This window comes from Faecalimonas sp., from assembly GCA_029264305.1.
Classification (GTDB): domain Bacteria; phylum Bacillota; class Clostridia; order Lachnospirales; family Lachnospiraceae; genus Faecalimonas.
Window position 1 is genome coordinate 64,542 of the sequence record JARICA010000008.1, and the last position, 22,049, is coordinate 86,590.

21 protein-coding genes and 1 tRNA gene are annotated in these 22,049 nt (G+C 33.6%); 19 read left to right on the forward strand and 3 right to left on the reverse strand.

Features of this window, described 5'->3' with window-relative positions; genetic code table 11:
• The first annotated feature begins 43 nt into the window (after nucleotides 1–43).
• Both ACY2U7_RS01055 and ACY2U7_RS01060 read left to right on the forward strand, forming a co-directional pair.
• Complete coding sequence (locus ACY2U7_RS01055) at nucleotides 44–451, forward strand: HIT family protein (protein ID WP_461811601.1); 408 nt, start codon at nucleotides 44–46, stop codon at nucleotides 449–451.
• A 30-nt stretch (nucleotides 452–481) separates the two neighbouring features.
• Nucleotides 482–1,048, forward strand: a complete 567-nt coding sequence (locus ACY2U7_RS01060) for an RNA polymerase sigma factor (protein WP_461811600.1) — start codon at nucleotides 482–484, stop codon at nucleotides 1,046–1,048.
• A gap of 60 nt (nucleotides 1,049–1,108) precedes the next feature.
• Here ACY2U7_RS01060 and murG read toward each other — a convergent pair whose 3' ends face one another.
• The gene (murG, locus tag ACY2U7_RS01065; RefSeq protein ID WP_461815696.1) at nucleotides 1,109–2,173 is read right to left on the reverse strand and encodes an undecaprenyldiphospho-muramoylpentapeptide beta-N-acetylglucosaminyltransferase; all 1,065 of its coding nucleotides are present in this window, start codon (nucleotides 2,171–2,173) and stop codon (nucleotides 1,109–1,111) included.
• Between the two features lie 100 nt (nucleotides 2,174–2,273).
• Between murG and ACY2U7_RS01070 the strand changes: the two genes are divergently transcribed.
• A complete protein-coding gene (locus ACY2U7_RS01070) occupies nucleotides 2,274–3,107 on the forward strand; it encodes a hypothetical protein (RefSeq protein ID WP_461815697.1) in 834 nt (277 codons plus the stop codon).
• 67 nt (nucleotides 3,108–3,174) lie between these two features.
• Nucleotides 3,175–3,633, forward strand: a complete 459-nt coding sequence (locus ACY2U7_RS01075; RefSeq protein ID WP_461815698.1) for a DUF6147 family protein — start codon at nucleotides 3,175–3,177, stop codon at nucleotides 3,631–3,633.
• A 279-nt stretch (nucleotides 3,634–3,912) separates the two neighbouring features.
• Here ACY2U7_RS01075 and ACY2U7_RS01080 read toward each other — a convergent pair whose 3' ends face one another.
• Entirely contained in the window at nucleotides 3,913–4,155 is a 243-nt protein-coding gene (locus ACY2U7_RS01080; RefSeq protein WP_461815699.1) for a TIGR03905 family TSCPD domain-containing protein, read from the reverse strand.
• Between the two features lie 118 nt (nucleotides 4,156–4,273).
• Between ACY2U7_RS01080 and ACY2U7_RS01085 the strand changes: the two genes are divergently transcribed.
• The 5 genes from ACY2U7_RS01085 to ACY2U7_RS01105 all read left to right on the forward strand — a co-directional run bounded on the left by ACY2U7_RS01085 (nucleotide 4,274) and on the right by ACY2U7_RS01105 (nucleotide 10,667).
• Nucleotides 4,274–4,969, forward strand: a complete 696-nt coding sequence (locus ACY2U7_RS01085) for a 5'-methylthioadenosine/adenosylhomocysteine nucleosidase (RefSeq protein WP_461815700.1) — start codon at nucleotides 4,274–4,276, stop codon at nucleotides 4,967–4,969.
• A 122-nt stretch (nucleotides 4,970–5,091) separates the two neighbouring features.
• On the forward strand, nucleotides 5,092–5,817 hold the full coding sequence (locus ACY2U7_RS01090; protein ID WP_461812455.1) for a hypothetical protein: 726 nt from the start codon (nucleotides 5,092–5,094) through the stop codon (nucleotides 5,815–5,817).
• Nucleotides 5,818–5,881: 64 nt separating this feature from the next.
• A complete protein-coding gene (locus ACY2U7_RS01095; RefSeq protein ID WP_461812456.1) occupies nucleotides 5,882–7,231 on the forward strand; it encodes a glucose-6-phosphate isomerase in 1,350 nt (449 codons plus the stop codon).
• A gap of 80 nt (nucleotides 7,232–7,311) precedes the next feature.
• Nucleotides 7,312–8,418, forward strand: a complete 1,107-nt coding sequence (locus tag ACY2U7_RS01100) for a PucR family transcriptional regulator (protein WP_461812457.1) — start codon at nucleotides 7,312–7,314, stop codon at nucleotides 8,416–8,418.
• Complete coding sequence (locus tag ACY2U7_RS01105) at nucleotides 8,412–10,667, forward strand: hydratase (RefSeq protein ID WP_461815701.1); 2,256 nt, start codon at nucleotides 8,412–8,414, stop codon at nucleotides 10,665–10,667. The genes ACY2U7_RS01100 and ACY2U7_RS01105 overlap by 7 nt, the downstream gene beginning before the upstream one ends.
• A gap of 409 nt (nucleotides 10,668–11,076) precedes the next feature.
• On the opposite strand, the gene ACY2U7_RS01110 is transcribed toward ACY2U7_RS01105, so the two are convergent.
• Nucleotides 11,077–11,637: a biotin transporter BioY gene (locus ACY2U7_RS01110; RefSeq protein ID WP_461812459.1), complete on the reverse strand. Its 561-nt coding sequence runs from the start codon at nucleotides 11,635–11,637 to the stop codon at nucleotides 11,077–11,079.
• Between the two features lie 741 nt (nucleotides 11,638–12,378).
• On the opposite strand from ACY2U7_RS01110, the gene ACY2U7_RS01115 reads away from it, so the two are divergent.
• The 10 genes from ACY2U7_RS01115 to ACY2U7_RS01160 all read left to right on the forward strand — a co-directional run bounded on the left by ACY2U7_RS01115 (nucleotide 12,379) and on the right by ACY2U7_RS01160 (nucleotide 22,049).
• Nucleotides 12,379–14,970: a hypothetical protein gene (locus ACY2U7_RS01115; protein ID WP_461815702.1), complete on the forward strand. Its 2,592-nt coding sequence runs from the start codon at nucleotides 12,379–12,381 to the stop codon at nucleotides 14,968–14,970.
• Between the two features lie 92 nt (nucleotides 14,971–15,062).
• Nucleotides 15,063–16,979: a 1,4-alpha-glucan branching protein GlgB gene (gene glgB / locus ACY2U7_RS01120; protein WP_461815703.1), complete on the forward strand. Its 1,917-nt coding sequence runs from the start codon at nucleotides 15,063–15,065 to the stop codon at nucleotides 16,977–16,979.
• Nucleotides 16,980–16,999: 20 nt separating this feature from the next.
• Nucleotides 17,000–17,653, forward strand: a complete 654-nt coding sequence (trmB, locus tag ACY2U7_RS01125) for a tRNA (guanosine(46)-N7)-methyltransferase TrmB (protein WP_461812462.1) — start codon at nucleotides 17,000–17,002, stop codon at nucleotides 17,651–17,653.
• Between the two features lie 195 nt (nucleotides 17,654–17,848).
• On the forward strand, nucleotides 17,849–18,118 hold the full coding sequence (locus ACY2U7_RS01130) for a thioredoxin family protein (protein WP_461812463.1): 270 nt from the start codon (nucleotides 17,849–17,851) through the stop codon (nucleotides 18,116–18,118).
• A gap of 82 nt (nucleotides 18,119–18,200) precedes the next feature.
• Nucleotides 18,201–19,082, forward strand: coding sequence for a YitT family protein (locus ACY2U7_RS01135; protein WP_461812464.1), 882 nt, complete (start codon nucleotides 18,201–18,203; stop codon nucleotides 19,080–19,082).
• An 88-nt stretch (nucleotides 19,083–19,170) separates the two neighbouring features.
• A tRNA-Lys gene (locus ACY2U7_RS01140) sits at nucleotides 19,171–19,243 on the forward strand.
• Nucleotides 19,244–19,436: 193 nt separating this feature from the next.
• The gene (locus ACY2U7_RS01145) at nucleotides 19,437–20,282 is read left to right on the forward strand and encodes a DUF5685 family protein (RefSeq protein ID WP_461815704.1); all 846 of its coding nucleotides are present in this window, start codon (nucleotides 19,437–19,439) and stop codon (nucleotides 20,280–20,282) included.
• Nucleotides 20,279–20,905: a J domain-containing protein gene (locus ACY2U7_RS01150; RefSeq protein ID WP_461815705.1), complete on the forward strand. Its 627-nt coding sequence runs from the start codon at nucleotides 20,279–20,281 to the stop codon at nucleotides 20,903–20,905. The genes ACY2U7_RS01145 and ACY2U7_RS01150 overlap by 4 nt, the downstream gene beginning before the upstream one ends.
• Complete coding sequence (locus ACY2U7_RS01155) at nucleotides 20,896–21,411, forward strand: hypothetical protein (RefSeq protein ID WP_461812489.1); 516 nt, start codon at nucleotides 20,896–20,898, stop codon at nucleotides 21,409–21,411. Before ACY2U7_RS01150 ends, ACY2U7_RS01155 begins: the two co-directional genes overlap by 10 nt.
• Nucleotides 21,408–22,049, forward strand: a complete 642-nt coding sequence (locus ACY2U7_RS01160) for a 4'-phosphopantetheinyl transferase family protein (RefSeq protein ID WP_461812467.1) — start codon at nucleotides 21,408–21,410, stop codon at nucleotides 22,047–22,049. Before ACY2U7_RS01155 ends, ACY2U7_RS01160 begins: the two co-directional genes overlap by 4 nt.

The following is a 22,049-nucleotide window of genomic DNA, read 5'->3' on the forward strand; positions in this document are numbered from 1 at the left end:
AATTTCGACAAATAAATCATAGAAAAAGAAAAGAGGAAATAAAATGAAAGAGAATAATTGTATATTTTGTAAAATAGCTAATGGTGAAATTCCATCTGCAACTGTATATGAAGATGAAGATTTTCGAGTGATTTTGGATTTGTCACCTGCTTCTAAAGGACATGCGTTAATTTTGCCAAAGGAGCATTATGCAAATCTTTTTGAATTGGATGACGAGTTGGCAGCCAAGGTATTGCCTGTTGCAAAGGAAGTTGTTTCTAAAATGAAAGAAATATTGCATTGTGATGGATATAATCTTGTGCAGAATAATGGAGAAGTAGCAGGACAGACGGTACATCATTTTCATTTACACTTAATTCCACGATATGAGGGAGATGATGTGGGAATTCAGTGGAAGCCAGGTACATTGAGTGAGGAAGTAAAAGAGGAGATTCTCTCAAAACTTCGATAAATCATAGTACAAACAGGGAAAGATAAAAGAATGAATGAGATGGAAAGTGTAGAAATGGAATTTACCGGCAATATAAAATTCGACAGTATATATGGAAGAAATAGAAACAAGGTATTTCGAACAGCATTGTATTACACCAAAAGACGGGAAATTGCAGAAGAGATTACGCAAGAAATTTTTATGGAGTTATATGTAAAAATTGAGGAAATAGATGAAGGTAAAGCAGAAAATTGGTTGCTTACTGTTACAAAGAATAGGTCATTAAATTGGATTCATAAAAGCAATGCAGAAATGCGGAGTATAGAGTATTTACAAGACGTGGAAGAGTTGTTAACTGATAGCGTAGAATATGACATGATAGAACAAGAACGTAAGAAAGATTTTGGTGTTTTAAGTAAGGAAATCTTTCTTGAATTGCATAAAGAAAATGAAAGATGGTATGAAGTAGTCAGTGGTATTTATTGCTTAGGAAAAACATCTACAGAAATAGCAGATGAATTGGACGTAAGTAAAGATGTTATCTATGCGATTATTTATAGAGCAAGACAATGGATCAAACGCAATTATAGAGAACAATACGAGAAAATTTTTGAATAAGAAAGAAGTGCATTGACTTAAAAATAGAATGTGCATCGCACATTCTATTTTTTTCAATCTTTATAGAGTAGCATCTTCGATTAAGTTAATGATAGTATCAATCGAATTTTGTTGTAAAGATTTGCTCATAGCATTGGTGTAAGAATCACGGTTATCATATAAACTGTGGATTGAAGCTAGAAGTTTTTCGTTACTTAAATCTTCTTCTTCAATTACAATACTAAAACCTTGTCGTTCAAAAGAACGTGCATTTAAAATTTGATCTCCACGACTTGCGTTGGCAGATAGAGGAATTAATAAATTCGGTTTGCGAAGGGCAAGAAGTTCGCAAATAGCATTAGCACCTGCACGAGAGATAACAATATCTGTTAAGGCGAAAATATCTTTTAATTCATTTTGAACATATTCAAATTGAACATAGCCTTTTAAATGATTAAAGGATGAATCTACTTTGTTTTTTCCACAAAGATGAATGACTTGGAAGTTTTGTAAAAGTTCAGGTAAAATAGCACGAATTGCATCGTTTACTACAGCGGATCCTAAACTTCCACCGATAATTAAGATAATAGGTTTATCCTCTGTAAGACCACAAAATTCTAATGCGTTTTTTCTATCCCCTAATAAAAGTTCTTGTCGAATAGGAGATCCGGTAAGAATTGCTTTTTCTTCCGGTAAATATTTTAATGTTTCAGGAAAGTTGCAACATACTTTTGTTGCGGAAGGGATTGAAAGTTTATTTGCTAGTCCTGGAGTCATATCTGATTCATGAATAATGACTGGAATATGATGACGTTTTGCGGCTAAAACAACGGGAACAGATACAAACCCTCCTTTAGAAAAGACGACATCTGGTTTTAAAGATGTCATTAATTTATTTGCTTCATGTAATCCTTTTAAAATACGAAAAGGATCTGAAAAGTTTTTTAAACTAAAATAACGACGTAGTTTTCCGGACGATATACCATGATAATTGACATCTAATTGTTCAATCAACTCTTTCTCGATGCCGTTGTAAGAGCCAATATAATCAATATCATAATTTAACTCTTTTAAACGTGGTAGCAAAGCAATGTTGGGGGTAACGTGTCCGGCAGTACCTCCCCCAGTAAGTATAATTCGTTTCATAAATTTCCCTCCGAAATATAATATATAAGATTTATATTAAACAGATTTCAAAAAAAGGTCAAGGGAAATGAAAAATAGACAATAGAAGATGAGGTAATATATGAATAAAAAAGAAGATCCAATTGAAAAATATTCTGATGAAGAATTACAAAAAGAAGCGGATGCCATAAGAGCAATTATAGAAAATCAGCCAGAACTACAAGAAGAAGAAATGCCTGAAAGAGCACATATTTCCTTGATGAAGAAAATCAAGGAGTATGAAGAAGAACAGTTAAGGAAATCTTTACCCGAAGAGGATCAGGAAGCGCTGCGTATTGGAAGAGAAATACGGAAGAAAAGAGAAAGTGTAAAACAAAGAAGAAAAAGAATACAGCGATTAGTAGGTATGGCGGCTACATTCGCTCTTGTTGTTGGAATTGGCATAACAAGTGTAGGTGGAAAACGATTTTTTGTAGATATTTTTGAAAAAAATTTTGGGGGAGAGGAGAAAACATATATTGAGTCTGGAGATGCTAAAGTAGTAGGTGAAATTACAGAGGAGCAAGCTTTGGAAAAAATAAAACAGATATTAGGTGAAGAACCGATACGAATGGTGTATAGACCACAGAATACACAATTTTTAAATGCAATAGTGGATCAGGAGATACAAGAAGCGATACTCTGTTATTCAGTTGATAATAAAGTGATGAGTCTTCAAATTGTATCACGCTATGTGGAAAGTTCAACAGGTATAGAAATCTCAGATGAATTTCAACGGGAGTATATTATGTCATTACCTAAGACAAGAGTGGTAATTAAAGAATATAAAGTTTTAGATACGGGAGAGAAAGAATATACAGCACAGTTCACTTATAAAAAAAGTAAATATTTCCTTGTAGCAATTATGAATCAGATGGAATTTGAAAAAATTATTAAAAATTTACACTTTTTTTAAAAAATGGCGTCAGATTTTCCTTCTTGGATTGTATATATAGTGTAGGACAACACAAGGAGGAGAAGAAATGAAAAAGAAAATCGTAATAACAGCAATGGCGTTATTATTTTCTTTTGCTGTTACAAGTGGAACAGTGGAAGAAGTGCAGGCAATTACAACTGTCCCAAATATGTCAGTTGCAGAGGAGAATACTTTAAGTGAGGGGATTATAGAACCTAGAGGACAGTATTTACAAAAAGGTATTTCGAGTCTTGGTAAAATTGGGAAAGGAAAAATTAAAGTAACGGGAACAACCATTGCCCAAAAGACAGTTGCTGATATTAAAGTGAGTGTGATGATAGAACGTGAAGTAAAGGGAAAGTGGGTAAGTTATACATCTTGGCGTGCGAGTGATAAAAATACCCATTCTATTACATCGTCAAAGATTCTGAAAGTTCCAAGAGGATATTATTATCGGGTACGAAGTGTCCATTCTGCAAATTCAGATGTGGGAGATTCTAATACGAATGCAATTTATGTAGACTAGTTTTCAATTCAGGGGGACTGCTGCAACCATTGCAGCAGTTGCGGAAGAGAAACTGTTAACGAAGATTCAAGTAGTTTTCTATCTCATGTCTTTACACTAAACTACCGGAATCCTGCAATGGTTGCAGTAGTCCCTCTGGAAGAACAAATCTGTAAAATATTAATGGAAGAATTAATATTTCAAAACAAACTATATCATTTCTATGGAGTTGAGACAAAACAACTCTGTCTATATATAAATAAAAACTATCGACAAAGAAACTGCCAATAGTTTTTTTGATTAACGTCCTGTTGCTTCCTTTAAAGCTTGTGCAAGTTGATCCGGACAAGATGTAGATTTGAAACCGCATTTGATTCCTTCAATGCGAGAAATAGCTTCATTTACATCCATTCCTTCAATCAATTTCGCAATGCCCTGCAAATTTCCAGAGCAACCCCCAGTAAATTGAACAGCATGAACGGCATTCTCTTGAATTGTAAATGTAATTTTCTGTGAACAGACGCCATGTGGTTTATATTCCATAGTAATAACCTCCTTTGCTTTTGCTATTATAACAAAGGTGTTAAAAAAAAACTAGGTAAGAAATAAAAATTCTGTTATACTAAAAAGAAAAAGAATTTACTTAAGAGGAGAATAGATTATGATTGGAATTATAGGTGCAATGCAAGAGGAAGTCTCTCTTTTACAAGAAGAAATGAAAGTGGATGAAATTATAGAAAAAGCGGGCATGGTGTTTTACAAAGGAGAATTGTGTGGACAAGAGGTTGTCATTGTAAAAAGTGGAATTGGGAAAGTTAATGCGGCTCTTTGTGCACAGATTTTAATAGACGTATTTCAAGTTGATACATTAATCAATACAGGTATAGCAGGATCTTTAGATGCTAGAATTGACATAGGTGATATGGTTATTTCAACGGATGCTGTACAACATGATATGGATGCAAGCATTTTTGGAGATCCTATTGGTCAGATACCAAGAATGGATACTTTTTCCTTCCCTTCTGATAAAAAATTAGTAGAGTTAGCGAAAGAAGTTAATGAAGAAGAAAATCCAGATATTCATACTTTTACAGGAAGAATTGTAAGTGGGGATCAATTTGTTTCTTCTGCAGAAGTGAAAGAACGAATTGTATCAAACTTCCAGGCGATGTGTACAGAGATGGAAGGTGCGGCTATTGCTCATGCGGCATATTTAAATAAAATTTCGTGTGTCATTATTCGAGCAATTTCGGACAAAGCTGACAACAGTGCAGTGATGGATTATCCAGAGTTTGAAAGATTGGCAATTGTACATTCTGTAAGGCTTATACGTGGTTTGATGAAAAAGTTAAGTTAAAAAGAACTTTGCAATAGGTAAGTTGAAACGACATTTTATGTAGAAAATTGTAAAACGAAACTTCGCCCAAATTTTTTTATTTACGCTATAATAGCGCTAGATAAAAGAAGGAGGGCTTTTATATGTTAAAAAAAATTGTGGAAACAAATGTCATACTTTGGATAATGGGCGTAATTATTGCTATTGGAATACTAGGAAAGATCATAACCGCAGTCACTTTAAGAAAACTTGTGAAGGCGTCAAGTGAAATGGGGAAAAGCACACATAAACTAATGAAACTTGTAAAAGCAAAATTCGAACATACTATTATGGTTAGCGAAAAAGTGGAAAACATACATGCATTTGTGGAAAAATATATTTTTGAATACTGTGTATGTGGATTACATTTACATACATGGAGATATTTGGAGAAACAGTCCGTATGGTTTTGCGGAGTTGTTGGATGTGTGGGTGCTTTTTTGAACTATCGATTTGGAAGCGATACAGAAATAATATTTCGATACACTATGTTAGCAGGAGTGGGAATGGTTGTATTATTCCTTGCATACATTTCTACGGACGAAAATCATCAGATGGATACAATTCAAGTATACATGGTAGATTATTTACAAAACATATGTGCTCCTCGTTATCAAAAACAACAGGCTTTGCAGTTGCAGAAAATGGAAGAGATGATGAAAACTCCTGAAGAAATAGACGAAAATGAAGAAGTAGAAGAGGAAAAAGAAGAAATCAAAATGGAAGAAGTAGAAAAGGTTCTAGCAGAAGAAGTGGAAGAAGAAAAAGAAGAAAAGAAAGTTCCTCAGGAAGTGATACTTCGGGAAATTTTAGAGGAGTTTTTGGCTTGATAAACAAGAATTAATTTGATAAAATACACTTATATAGTATTTTTCAGAGAGAGGATTGAGAATCATGAACAATAAAGTGACATTTGACTATTCAAAAGCAAGTGCTTTTATAAAAGAACATGAAGTAGAATATATGGGAAAATTAGTTTCAGATGCAAGAGAACTTCTTGTAAGTAGAGAAGGTGCTGGAAATGATTTTTTGGGTTGGATTGATTTGCCAGTAGATTATGACAAAGAAGAATTTGAACGCATTCAGAAGGCGGCAGAGAAGATTCAAAACGATTCAGAAGTGCTACTTGTAATTGGAATCGGTGGTTCATATCTAGGAGCAAGAGCAGCAATCGAATTTTTGAGACATAGTTTTTATAATATGGTGTCAAAAGAAGTAAGAAAGACACCTGAGATTTATTATGTTGGAAATAATATTAGCAGTACATATATAAAACATTTAATTGATGTTATCGGTGATCGTGACTTTTCTATTAACATGATTTCTAAGTCTGGAACAACTACAGAACCTGCTATTGCATTCCGTGTATTTAAAGAATTATTAGAGAAAAAATACGGAAAAGAAGAAGCAGGAAAGAGAATTTACGCAACAACAGACAAGGCAAAAGGAGCACTCAAAAATCTTGCAACAGAAGAAGGATATGAAAGTTTTGTTGTACCAGATGATGTAGGAGGACGTTTTTCAGTGCTTACAGCAGTTGGTTTACTTCCAATTGCAGTAAGTGGTGCAGATATTACAAAATTAATGGAAGGTGCACAAGAAGGAAGAAGACTTGCACTTGAAAGTGATTTTGCAGAAAATGATGCTCTTAAATATGCAGCTGTTCGTAATATTTTACATCGTAAAGGGAAAGCTGTTGAGGTATTGGCTAATTATGAACCAAGCCTTCATTATGTATCTGAATGGTGGAAACAATTGTATGGAGAAAGTGAAGGGAAAGACCAGAAAGGAATTTTCCCTGCATCTGTAGATTTAACAACAGATTTACATTCTATGGGACAGTTTATTCAAGATGGAAGTCGCATTATGTTTGAAACTGTGTTAAATGTAGAAAAATCTGTAGAAGAAATTGTTTTAAAAGAAGAACCTGTTGATTTAGATGGGTTGAATTATCTTGCAGGAAAAACAGTAGATTTTATTAATAAGAGTGCAATGAATGGAACAATTTTAGCACATACAGACGGTAATGTGCCAAACCTTATGGTAAATATTCCAGAACAAAATGAATACTACTTAGGTCAATTGTTCTACTTCTTTGAATTTGCTTGCGGTGTTAGCGGTTACATTTCAGGGGTGAATCCATTTGATCAACCGGGAGTAGAGAGTTATAAGAGAAATATGTTTGCTTTACTTGGAAAGCCGGGCTTTGAGAAAGAACGAGAAGAATTATTAAAAAGACTGTAAAAGATATTTCTCCAACAGAGATAAAAGACGGAGTTTTTATAACTCCGTCTTTTTCATAACGGAAGAAAGGGTGTGTCAGGGTGTTACCGGTACAGATATTAAAAAAGACGGTTTGTGATATTCAAAACATAACAGGAACAGAATGTTCGGTGTGGAATGTGTATGGAAATTGTCTTGCTTATTCAAAAGAAGTAGAAGAGGGACTATCTGTTTTTATACAAAAGATGCCACAGGAGGAAGAATGGGAAGAAAATAACGTTAGTTTTTTTTGTGTTTATTTAGAGGAAGAATTAATATATATTCTTACTTTGCATTCAACGTCAGAGGAGATGAAAATGGCGGGGCGTTTAGGGGTAAAGCAGTTAGAAGGGTATCTTCAGTTATATCAGGAAAAGATGAATCGTAATCATTTTATCCAAAATCTTTTATTAGATAATCTGCTTCTTATCGATGTCTATAATCGTGCGAAAAAAATGCATATTCCTATAGAGGCACGACGAGCAGTTGTTGTAATAGAACCCAAAAATCCAAAAGATAACCTGATTTTAGAAGTGATGAAAGGTCTTTATGAAACAAGTACAAAAGATTTTGTTACGGCAGTGGATGAAGGACATATTATTTTAGTAAAAATGTTAGAAGAAAGAGAAGGATATTTAGAACTTAATAAAATTGCGAAAGATATTGTAGATATTTTAAATACAGAGGCAATGGTAAATGTTCGAATTGGGTATGGAACTATTGTAGATGAGATAAAAGATGTGTCCAAATCATATAAAGAAGCTGGAATGGCATTGGATGTGGGAAGAATTTTTTATGAAGAAAAGAATATACTTGCATATAATCAATTAGGAATAGGACGTTTAATTCATCAACTTCCGATTTCGCTTTGCGATATGTTTCTTACAGAGATTTTCGAGGGAAAAGAGATGGAGTTTGATGAAGAAACATTGACAACAGTTCATAAATTTTTTGAAAATAATTTAAATATATCAGAGACAGCAAGACAATTATTTTTACACAGAAATACACTCGTATATCGCTTAGAAAAAATACAGAAAAAAACAGGATTAGATGTGCGCATTTTTGATGATGCATTGACATTTAAAATTGCACTTATGGTTTCTAATCATTTGAAATCATTGCAAAGAACAGTATTAACGAATACAAAGGAGGAAAAGAAATGGTAAAATTATATCCACAAGGTATGTATCTGCTAAATGGGAATCAAATCTCAGAAGAGGCGCAGATAGGAAAAGAAGAAGCTCGTAAAAATACAATTGCATATAATATTTTGAAACAACATAATACTTCTTCTAATATGGAATATTTGAAGATTAAATTTGATAAATTAACTTCTCATGATATTACATTTGTAGGAATTATTCAGACTGCAAGAGCATCCGGACTTGAGAAATTTCCTGTTCCATATGTATTAACGAATTGTCATAACAGCCTTTGTGCGGTAGGTGGCACAATTAATGAAGATGATCATATGTTTGGTCTGACCTGTGCAAAAAAATATGGTGGGATATACGTTCCTCCTCATCAGGCGGTTATCCATCAATTTGCAAGAGAAATGCTTTCTGGTGGTGGGAAAATGATTCTTGGTTCAGATAGCCATACACGCTATGGTGCATTAGGGACAATGGCTATGGGTGAAGGAGGACCTGAACTTGTAAAGCAGTTGTTGAATAAAACATATGACATTAAGATGCCAGAAGTTATTGGAATTTATTTAGATGGTAAAGTACAACCAGGAGTTGGCCCTCAAGATGTTGCGTTAGCTATCATTGGGGCAACATTTGCTAATGGATATGTAAATAATAAAGTTATGGAATTTGTTGGTCCGGGGGTTGATCAGCTGAGTGCAGATTTCCGAATCGGAATTGATGTAATGACAACAGAAACAACTTGTTTGTCGTCTATTTGGAAAACGGATGATATAATCAGAGAATTTTATGAAACACATGGACGTGGGGAAGAATTTAAAGAATTGAATCCAGGTGAGGTTGCCTATTACGATGGTATGGTTTATGTGGATTTAAGTAAAATAAAACCAATGATTGCAATGCCGTTTCACCCAAGTAATGTTTATACCATTGATGAAGTAAATGCGAACTTAAAAGACATTTTACATGATGTAGAACAAAAAGCGCTTGTAAGTTTGGATGGTGCCGTAGAATATTCTTTACAAGATAAAATACGGAATGGGAAATTGTATGTAGAGCAAGGAATTATTGCAGGGTGTGCAGGTGGTGGTTTTGAAAATATTTGTGAAGCTGCTCATATTATGAAGGGACACAATATTGGTGCAGATGAATTTACGTTTAGTGTATATCCAGCAAGTACACCAATTTATATGGAATTGGTAAAAAATGGGGCGGCAGCAGATTTGTTGGCAGCGGGAGCAATTATGAAAACAGCATTTTGTGGTCCATGCTTTGGTGCAGGAGATACGCCGGCAAATAATGCTTTTAGTATAAGACATTCAACAAGAAATTTCCCTAACCGTGAGGGATCTAAATTACAAAGTGGACAAATTTCATCGGTAGCACTTATGGATGCTCGCTCTATTGCAGCAACAGCACTTAACAAAGGATATTTAACTCCAGCAACCGAAGTAGTTGATAGAGAATATCAGACACCGAAATATCATTTTGATTCTTCTATTTATGCAAATCGTGTATTTGATAGCAAAGGAGAGGCTGATCCATCTGTGAAAATTAAATTTGGACCAAATATTAAAGATTGGCCAAAAATGTCCGCATTACCTGAGAATTTAGTGATAAAAGTTGTTTCGGAAATTCATGATCCGGTTACTACAACAGATGAGTTAATTCCATCGGGAGAAACGTCTTCGTATCGTTCAAATCCATTGGGACTTGCTGAATTTGCCCTTTCAAGAAAAGATCCTGCTTATGTTGGACGAGCGAAAGAAGTGCAAAAAGCCCAAAAAGCGATTGAAGAAGGAAGATGCCCGCTTGAAGAGTTGGAAGAATTAAAACCAGTGATGGATAAAATTTTTGAAAAAAATCCTGAGTTGGATAAGATGACAATTGGTATTGGAAGTACAATTTTTGCTGTAAAGCCTGGAGATGGATCTGCGCGTGAACAAGCAGCCTCTTGCCAAAAAGTTTTAGGTGGTTGGGCAAATATTGCAAATGAATATGCTACAAAGAGGTACCGTTCAAATCTTATCAATTGGGGAATGCTTCCTCTTTTAACAGATGAAAAAGATACGGAATTGAGTTTTAGAAATGGTGATTATATTTTCTTCCCACAAATTTGTAAGGCAATCGAAGAGAAACACAACATTGTCAAAGCGTATGTTGTAGGAGAAGAATGGAAAGAATTAGAATTGACTTTAGGAGAACTAACAGACAACGAGAGAGAAATTATTTTAAAGGGTTGTTTGATAAATTACTATAAAGGTTAAAATGTAGAAAATCGGTAAATAGGGTGAAACGCCATATTTACCGATTTTTTGGTGGCAGTACAAAAATAATCTAATAAAAATAATAAATACAAATAAAAAATGGAAAATAAAAAATAAACAAAGAAATATATTGACAAATGAATGATTGGGTGTTAATATACAAACAAAGAAAAGGAAGTTAACTGAAAAGGAAATAGAAAATTTGTAAGGAAAGTGGTGAGATAGATTTTAAAGAATACCCAGAAGACGAAGAAGTACATTTTCAAGTAGGAAGAGTAAATTCCTTTTTTATTCCATAGACTGTTTCCTTTAGAGAAACTATTAAAAGGGAAGGAGAACAAACCAGTGGATACAACAGAAAAATAGACAGGCATTATAATTAATTAAGGTTGTAATGCCTGTCTATTTGTTATCTAATATGTTGCAGTCTATTTTTGAGAATAGGTCCGATAATTAAGGCTGCAATTATTTTTATTGAATCACCTAAGAGGTATGGTAAAACACCGATTGCTAATCCTTGTGAAAAAGAAAGAGACAATTGTTGGGATAACCAAATCGTTCCAAAAGTATATGTGAGTGTAGTTCCGAGAATTAATCCAATTGCAGATGGAAATACATGTCCATCATAATTTTCAACAAACCATCCTCCAATAAATGCTAATAAAAGATAGCCGATTAAATAACCTCCTGTTGGTCCGGCGAGTTTTCCAATTCCACCTGAAAATCCAGAGAAAACAGGAAGACCGATAATGCCTAGTAATAAATAGATTAGGCAACTGATTGTTCCGTATTTTTTCCCTAGTGTATATGTTCCAAGGTAAAGAATAAAAGTTGCAAAAGAAATTGGAACTGGACTAAAAGGAATCGGAAAAGCAAATGGAGAAACAATACATAAGAGTGCGGTCATTAATCCGATACGTACAAGAGTTTTAGTTGTAAATGTTTGTTCGTGTTCGATTTGTTTGTTCATAATACACCTCGCAAATTTTTCTGAATTACTATGATAAAGTGACGTTTTTTATTATAAAGAATAGTGTTTGTTCTGTCAAATAGTAGAAACGTAAAAAGTCTGAATATTTTTAAAATAAATAAATAAAATTATAATAATATAAAAATAAAAAATAAAAAGCAAAAAAGTATTGACAAAATAAGAGCGGAATGGTATTATACAATCAACAAATAACAAAAGAGTTTTTAGAAAGGAAGGAGGCTTACTCCAATGGACACGATAGAAAATTTAATTCAATATATCAGTGGTATGGCAGATGAAAGTTCCTATGTTGAAAGCCTTAACCATAGATAGACCGGTAAGAAAGTAAAATCAGAAATTCGGAGAAGTAGAAAATACCGGAATAAATAAAAAAGATTCAGATTTGCAGATATATTGAAAAGATACCACATAACAAAATCGTTTGTATGATGTGTAAAGAAACATCAGATAGAGTTATAGTTTATGAACACTAGATATTGGAAATGATATTTGATTTTGAATTATATATAAAATAAGGATAATTAGGAACAAGAATCAAAAAATCCCTCCGACTATATATAAAAAATATAATTGAATATGAAAATAGCCATTATTATCTTGAGATTAATAATGGCTATTTTTTTGACATTGACAGGCCCTTGTGCTAAACTATACTAGTAAAATTTTAATTATGGAACTATAGAATCTAAAGTAAAAAATAATTAATAGAGGTGAAAAACGTTGGATAAGCATGAATATCGTGTAAAAACAGAGCAAATGCTCGACTACATGGCAAAAAAACAGTATAAAAAGGCAATGGAAATTGCAGACACAATCGACTGGCATAGAGTGAAAAGTTTGTCCATGCTCAGTAACGTAAGTGAAATATATGAGTATAATGGGGAGAACCAAAAGAGTAGAGATATTTTATTTATTGCGTACGATCGTTCTCCGGGTAGTAGAAAGATTGTCTATCGTTTGGGAACATTAGCGATTAAAATCAATGATTTACAAGAAGCAATGGATTGTTATAAAGAATTTCTTTCTATTGCACCAAAAGATCCAAATCAATATATTTTGAAATATAAACTTTTGAAAGCAGAAAATGCACCAGTTGAAGAACAGATAGAAGCACTTGTTGATTTTAAGAAAATGGAGTATGTTGAAAAATGGGCATATGAACTTGCTAAATTATATGAAGAAGCAGGAATGATAGTAGAATGTCTTGAAGAATGTGATGATTTGATTTTGTGGTTTAGTGAAGGTAAGTATGTACTGAAAGCAATGGAATTGAAAATAAAACATAAACCACTTACTCCGTTGCAGCAAGAAAAATATGATCGATTTATGCAGAGAAAAGAAGAAGCTAAGAAAGCAAAAGAAAATTTGGAAGCAACGCGCAAAATCGAGATTTCTAAAGACGTGATTGAATCAATGACGGAAGAAAAAGTAGAAGAACCTGCAGAAGAAAAGCAGGAAGAAAAAGCAGAAGAACCTGTAGAAGAGAAGCAGGAAGAAAAAGTAGAAGAACCTGTAGAAGAGAAACAGGAAGAAAAAGTAGAAGAACCTGTAGAAGAGAAACAGGAAGAAAAAGTAGAAGAACCTGTAGAAGAGAAACAGGAAGAAAAAGTAGAAGAACCTGTAGAAGAGAAACAGGAAGAAAAAGTGGAAGAACCTGTAGAAGAGAAGCAGGAAGAAAAAGTAGAAGAACCTGTAGAAGAGAAACAGGAAGAAAAAGTAGAAGAGCCTGCAGAAGAAAAGCAGGAAGAAGACAGTATTATTAAAGAAACAGTAGTAGGATCAACATTAGAAGAAGCGGTTGCAAAAGGAGTAGCTGCAGCAGTTCATGTGACTGCAAAACAAAACGAAGAAGAGTCTATGTCGGCACAAGAAAAGTTAGAGGGTATTCTTCAAAATTGGGAAGAAACACAGAGAAATGTAGAGAAAGAAATCGAAAAGAAAAAACAACAAGCAGAGGCTGAACGTGAGGCGAGAAGAAAAGAACGTGTGGAACAGAGTATGTTTAACACAACACCGATTATTCCAGATGATATCCAGCAGTTGTTAGATGATTTGGAAAGGGAAATGAAGGAAACAGATAGTGTTGAGATAGATGAAGTTGCACAAGAAATGGAACCAACTGAATCAGTTGTTGTACAAGAGGAAAATACAGACGAAGCAAGTGAATCAGAAGAACTAGAAGAGGAAGTTGTAGAAGAATCTGTAGAGATAGTAGAACCAGTTGAAGAAGTGGTGGAAGTATCTACAGATGAGGTTGAAAAGGAAGTTGTAGAAGAATCTGCAGAAGAATTAGTGGTACAACCTGAGGAAGAAGTTGCTAATGATTTCGTTGAAGATTTTGCAGATGATGATGATATTATCGAAAAACAATTTGATATTTCTTTCCAAGAGGAAGAAGAACAAGAAACAGAAAAAGATGCAGAACTTGAGCAATTACAAAATGAAATGAAAGCAGAAACAAATGAGGACTCAGAAGGAGTGTCATTTGATACAGGATTTATTGTACAGGGCAAATACGATTTAGAAGCACAAAGCGAAATTGGTTTGAAGGCAGGACTTACAGAAGAACAGAAGAAATTATTTTCTTATTTTGTTCCAGTAAGAGGAATGAGTGAGCAGATTGTAGAAGTACTTGAAAATGATAAAAATTGTAATACGAGATATGGAACATCGCGCACAGGAAATATTCTTGTTGTAGGACGTCAAGGAACAGGAAAAACTGTTTTGGCAGTTAATGTGGTGAAAGCGATTCAAAAAGCACGAAGATTAAAACAAGGAAAAGTTGCTATTGTGACAGGAGATGCTTTGAATAGAAAAGATTTATCAACAGTTCTTGGAAAATTAAAAGGTGGAGCATTAATTGTTGAAAAAGCAGGAAAGATGAATCGTGATACGATTGAAGAGTTGAATGAGAGAATGGAAGAACAGACGGGAGAACTTCTTGTTGTGTTAGAAGAACAGAGAAAACCTTTGGAAAAACTTCTTTCAGAGAATACTAGATTTAGAAGAAAATTCACTTCTAAATTGGAACTTCCAATTTTCATTAATGATGAACTAGTTACATTTGGACAAACTTATGCAAAAGAAAATGGGTATAAGATTGATGAAATGGGTATTTTGGCGCTATATAGTAGAATTGATATTCTGCAAAAAGAAGATCATGCTGTAACTGTTACAGAAGTAAAAGAAATTCTCGATCATGCAATTGAAAAAGCACAACGCGTAAATTTGAAGCATTTCTTTAAACGTTTATTTGGTAAGCATACAGATAATGCAGATAGAGTAATCTTGACAGAACAGGATTTTAAATAGTGGTTTTAAAAAGAAAGGGTATAAAAACCCTTTCTTTTTAATTAGGACTAAAGTATAATGAAGAGAAGGAAAATATGCGGGAAGGTGAATATATGACAAATAAAAAAACAAGATATTCATACGAAATCGGTGAGTTAGACCACTATTTATTTGGACAAGGAACTCATTACGAGATTTATAAAAAAATGGGAGCACATAGGGTAAAGCGAGGAGCAGAAGAAGGAGTATATTTTTCGGTTTGGGCACCTCGTGCAAAAGCAGTTTCAGTTGTTGGAGAATTTAATGATTGGGACAGAGAAAAGAATCCAATGGAAAGAGGAGAACCATTGGGAATTTATACTTGTTTTATACCTAAAGTAAAAGAAGGAATGCTCTATAAGTTTTGCATAGAAACATATACGGGAGATTTTCTTTATAAGGCTGATCCTTTTGCGAATTATGCAGAAGTGCGTCCGGGAACAGCATCTCGCATTACAGATATTACAAATCTAAAATGGACGGATAAAGATTGGCTTGAAAAGAGAAAGTTATGGAATCATCAAGAAAATCCTGTATCTATTTATGAAGTACACATGGGCTCATGGAGAAGACATAACGGATACGAAAAGGATAATGGATTTTTCACCTATCGTGAGTTTGCAAAAGAAGCCGTTACTTATATGAAAGAAATGGGTTATACACATATTGAGTTAATGGGAATAGCAGAATATCCATTTGATGGTTCGTGGGGGTATCAGGTGACAGGCTATTATGCACCAACATCTCGATATGGGACACCAGAAGATTTTGCATATATGATAAATTATTTTCATAAAAATAAAATCGGTGTCATTTTAGATTGGGTACCAGCCCATTTTCCTAAAGATGCGCATGGATTGGCAGATTTCGATGGAACACCTACTTTTGAATATGCAGACTCTAGAAAAGGAGAACATCCTGATTGGGGTACTAAAATTTTTGACTATGGAAAATCAGAAGTGCAGAATTTCTTGATTGCAAATGCGTTATTTTGGATAGAACATTTTCATGTGGATGGGCTTCGAGTCGATGCAGTTGCATCAATGTTATATTTGGATTACGGCAAAGAACATGGGCAATGGATTGCAAATAAGTATGGGGGAAATGAGAATTTAGAAGCTATTGAATTTTTTAAACATTTAAATTCTGTTGTACTTGGCAGAAATCCAGGAACACTTATGATTGCTGAGGAATCGACAGCATGGCCGAAAGTAACTGGTAATCCAGAAGAAGATGGATTGGGATTTAGTCTAAAATGGAATATGGGATGGATGCATGATTTTACAGAATATATGAAATTAGATCCATATTTTAGGCGTCCAAATCATCATTTGATGACATTTTCAATGACGTATGCGTATAGCGAAAAATATATTTTGGTATTATCACATGATGAGGTAGTGCATTTAAAATGTTCAATGTTAAATAAAATGCCAGGGCTAGGATTTGACAAGTTTGCCAATTTGAAAGTAGGATATGCTTTCATGATGGGGCATCCAGGTAAAAAACTTTTATTTATGGGACAAGATTTTGGACAACTTCGGGAGTGGAGTGAGGAAAGAGAATTAGATTGGTATCTACTTCTTGAAGAGAATCATCAAGCGATTCGAAATTTTACTCGCGATTTATTACAATTGTATCGTAAGAATAAAGCGATGTATGAATGTGATAATCATCCAGAAGGTTTTGAATGGATTAATGCGAATGATGGTAATAGAAGCATTTATAGTTTTATCAGACATTCTAAAAATGATAAGAAAAATTTGTTGTTTGTATGCAACTTTACTCCTATGGAGTGGAAAGACTATCGTGTTGGAGTTATGCGAAGAAAACAGTATAAGTTAGTTCTTGATAGTGATGAAAAGCAGTACGGCGGATCAGGGAAAAAGCGTCCAACTGTATATAAAGCAACCAAGGGAGAGTGTGATGGTAAACCGTATTCTTTTGCATATCCACTTTCGCCATATGGTGTTGCTATATTTGAATTTTAATAGAAGCAAGAGGAGAAATCATGAGATTAAGAAATATTCCGGGAGCAAGAGAAACGATAGATGCCAATCCCGTAGCAATTAAAAATGAGAGAGAATATAAAGGAAAATGGCGCGAATTATTTGGAAATAATAATCCGGTACATATTGAAATAGGTATGGGAAAAGGACAATTTCTTTTGGCGTTGGCAAAACAAAATCCTGATATAAATTATATTGGGGTAGAGAGATATTCTAGTGTTCTTTTAAGAGCTTTAGAAAAATATGAATCAGAAGAATTTGCAAATTTAGACAATATTCGTTTTATTTGTATGGATGCAAATGATATTGCAGAAGTATTTGCTCAAGAGGAAATAGATAAGATTTATTTGAATTTTTCAGATCCATGGCCAAAAGCAAGACATGCGAGAAGACGTCTTACATCAAAAGAATTTTTGAATCGATATGAAAAAGTGTTAGCTAAGATTGGAATGATAGAATTTAAGACAGACAATCGTGCTTTATTTGAATTTTCATTAGAGCAAGCAGAAGAAGCAGATGGATGGATGGTAAAAGAGTACACATTTGATCTCCACAATGATGCAAAAATGAATCAAGGAAATATAATGACAGAATATGAGCAGAAGTTTTCATCACAAGGGAATCCTATTCATAAACTAATTGCAATAAGGAAATAGGACAAGTTAAATTGCATATCCTAATAAAAAGGGGGATGTGTGATGAAAAGCAAGATAAAAATAAAAAATAAAGTAAAATGTATATTATATGACAGACCGAAATTAAATAGAAAATTTACTTGTATAAAGCGTTCGTTTGATGAGGTAATACAGATATTAAATCCCCGTTGTAAATGCTAAAATGGGGGTGGGAGTATGAAATTGGAATTGATTGTAGTTTTTGGAAATTGGTGTGCAAAGTGTAATATGATGATGCCAATTATAGATGAAATTGCAGTGGAATACAAAGATGATTTACAGGTAACAAAGGTTGAAGTGAAAAACGAGGACGAAGATTTACAAAAAAATTATGGAGTGGATATTGTTCCCACATTTTTGATTAGGAAGAATGGCGAAGAAGTGGGAAGAATGAGTGGTTTAATCGATAAAAGGTTAATGATAAAAAGAATTTTTTCGGTTTTGTAAAATATAGAAAAACAGGTTATGTACCTGTTTTTCTTGCGTTTTAGATAAATTTAGTCTGATAAAGTGTTAAAAGGAGAAGTCTATGAAAGCAGAGATAAAAAAAGAACTTAGAGATATTTTTGATTTAAAAAGATTTTTTTTCGTTATTTTGGGAAATACAATTTATGCAGCGGGCATAGCAGCGTTTGTCCTTCCGACAGGACTTATTACTGGAGGGACGACGGGACTAGGATTGATTGCAAATCATTATTTTAATATTCCGATTGAATTTTTTGCAGCTGCTTTTAATATTATAATGTTTATTTTGGCGATTTGGATTTTAGGAAAATCATTCGCACTTACTTCACTTATCAGTACATTTTATTTTCCGATAATTCTAGGTGTTTTTCAGAAAGTGAAAATGTTAGAACATTTAACAGATGATTTAATGTTATGTACAATTTTTTCTGGAATTTGCATAGGAGTTGGGATTGGAATGGTTATTAAAGCAGGGGCTTCCACTGGAGGAATGGATATTCCACCGTTGATTTTTAACAAGAAAATGGGAATTCCAGTATCTGTAGGGCTATATGTATTTGATTTTTCTATTTTAATTGGACAAATGTTTTTCAGAAATACAGAAAAGAGCTTGTATGGTATTCTTCTTGTAATTATTTATACTGTTCTTGTAGATAAAGTGCTTTTGATGGGAAAAAATCAAATGCAAGTAAAAATTATTAGTGATGAATATGAAAAGATTAATACAATGATTCATACAAAGTTAGATCGAGGAACAACTCTTTATAAAACAGAAACAGGATATTTACGTAAAGATGGTTTTGCTATATTTACAGTCGTTTCTAATCGTGAACTTCCAAAGTTAAATGAAATGGTTTTGGAAATAGATAGCAAGGCATTTATGGTAATTAACCAAGTGAATGAGGTAAAAGGGAGAGGATTCACGATGGGAAAGATTAAAATGTAAAAAAACTCAAAAAATCTCTTGAAAAAAGTATGAATTTGTTATATAATATTTCTTGCGTTAAAGATGAAATAAGTTAATAATGCAAGATGCGCGATTAGCTCAGTTGGCAGAGCACCTGACTCTTAATCAGGGTGTCCAGGGTTCGAACCCCTGATCGCGCATTCAGGAAGCACTGTTTTTGCAGCCATAGAGCTGTGGGGGCGGTGCTTCTTTTTTGCAAATAGTTAAAAGAAAGAGAAATTTTTCTGTAAGAACTGTTCACAGATTTTTTAGAATTTCTTTCTCCCTCATGAGAAAGGGATATGCTATAATGACAATTAGTGTAGGCTATTTTTAAGGAAAGGAGAGAAAGAAATGTTTGGATATGTAACCGTTTGTAAACCAGAATTGAAAATGAAAGACTATTATACATATAGAGCATATTATTGTGGATTATGTAGAGTTTTGAAAGAAAAATATGGTTTTTTAGGACAGATGACGTTGACATATGATATGACTTTTCTTGTACTTTTGCTAACTTCTCTCTATGAGGAAAAGCCGACACATCAACGAAATCATTGTATTGTACATCCGATAAAAAAACATGATATGTTATTTAATGAGATAACAGAGTATGCTGCTGATATGAATATTGTTTTAACATATTTTCATTTTGCAGATGATTGGAAAGATGAGAAAAGTAAAGTTGGCTTTACAGGGATGAGAATGCTTCACAAGACATATATGAAAATAAGAGAAAAATATCCAGCCAAATGCGAAAAAATTCGTAGGTGTCTTATCTGTTTGAATAAAGCAGAAAAAAAGAAGGAAGAAAATATTGATCTTGTTTCAGGATATTTTGGAGAATTAATGGGAGAACTTCTTTTATATAAAAAAGACATGTGGAAGAATACATTAAAAAAACTAGGATTTTATTTAGGAAAATATATTTATATTTTGGATGCATATGATGATTTAGAGAAAGATAGAGAAAATGGAAGTTATAATCCGCTTTTGGCTTTGAGTAATGATGAACAGTATGAGGAAAAATGTGGGCAAATGTTAACACTTGTGCTTGCAGAATGTAGTAGTGCATTTGAGAGGCTACCGTGTATTGAATATAGTGATATTTTAAGAAATATTCTTTATGTAGGTGTCTGGAATAAATATGATGAAAAACAAAAGAAAAACAAAGAGAATGAGAAAGGAATAGAACAATGATAGCAAATCCATATGAGGTATTAGGAGTTTCTCCAAATGCCACTGATGATGAAGTGAAGAAGGCATATAGAGAAATGAGTCGAAAGTATCATCCAGATTCATATACAAATAATCCGTTATCTGATTTGGCGGAAGAAAAATTTAAAGAAGTACAGGAAGCATATGATCAAATTATGAAAGAGAGAGTCAATGGTGGTTATCGTGGTGGATTTTCAGGGCAAAGATCTGAGTATTCCTACTCTAGCAACAGTGGGGAGGCAACTGTACAGATGCAAGCTGCAGCTAATTACATTAATGCAAGACGTTATAGAGAGGCGTTAAATGTATTGAATGGGATTGGTGTACGAAATGCACAGTGGTATTATTATAGTGCAGCAGCAAACTATGGAATGGGGAATAACATTGTAGCAATGCAGCATGCGCAGCAAGCTGTGGCTATGGAACCAAATAATCCAGAGTATGTGAATATGGTGAACCAGATGCAATGGCAAGGACAAAGATATCAGAATACAGGATACGGATATGGACGTCAATCTTATGGAACAGGGAATTTATGTTGTGATTTATGGTGTGCAGACACATTATGTGAATGTATGGGAGGCGATTTGTGCACATGCATGTAAGAGCAAAAAAAATAGCGACATTGGGAGTTTTGGTGGCTTTTTCAGTAGTACTTATTGTGCTTGGCTCAATCATTGAAACAAGTACGTTGTTTTTTATATGTGGGGCAAGTTTTTGTGTTGGAATTGCCATTAGAGAATGGGGAATACGATATGGATTTTCTTTTCTTGTAGCAACTATGTTGGTAGGATTTTTAGTTGCACCAAATAAAATGTATTGTGTAACTTTTGCAGGTATGGGATTGTATCTATGTTTTGCAGAAATTTTGTGGAATAAATTTGGAAATAAAAAAATGTTGTTGTGGTGTGGAAAATATATTGTTTTTAACTTGATGTATGTTCCGACCCTTATTTTTCTTCCTCAATTATTAATAGCAAAGGACATGACAAATTCATTTCTTTTTATCGTTTGGGGAGCAGGACAATTAGGATTGTTTATTTATGATAAGGCACATGATTATTTTCAAATTGTTGTTTGGAATAAATTAAGGAAGTATTTGTTGAAATGATAAAAACGTGGATTGCGGATGTGTCTCCTTTATTGGAAGCATCCGTTTATTGGAAGTGTTATGAACAATTACCTATATTTCGAAAAAAAAAGGCAGATAAAATTTTGCCCTTGGAAGATAAAGCATTAAGTGTAGGTGCGTGGTTATTATATGAAAGTGTAAGAAAAAAATGTGGTGTTTCTACGGAAACACCTTTTAATCTTTCTCATTCAGGGAAAATGGTCCTTTGTTCGCTAGAAGATAGTGGAGAAAAGAGCGTTAAGGTTGGGTGTGATATAGAACAAATAAAAGAATTACATACTAAATTGATAAAACGTTATTTTTTTGCGTCAGAAGAGAAGTTTATTTTAAGCAGAAAAACTGAGGAGGAGAAAAAAGTTGCTTTTTATCGTTATTGGGTATTAAAAGAAAGTTTTATGAAAGCGACTCGGTATGGAATGAAGTTGGGGTTGGATACATTTGAAATTTTATGTGATGAAAAAGGAGCAAGATTATCGAATCAACCAAAAGAAATTCGTGAAACGTTTTATTTCAAAGAGTATGAAATTCAGTTGCCTTATCGAGTGGCAATATGTTCAACAAGTAATAGGTTTGCAAAGAACCTAGAGAAAATAGATTTGAGTAGATACTGGAGATAA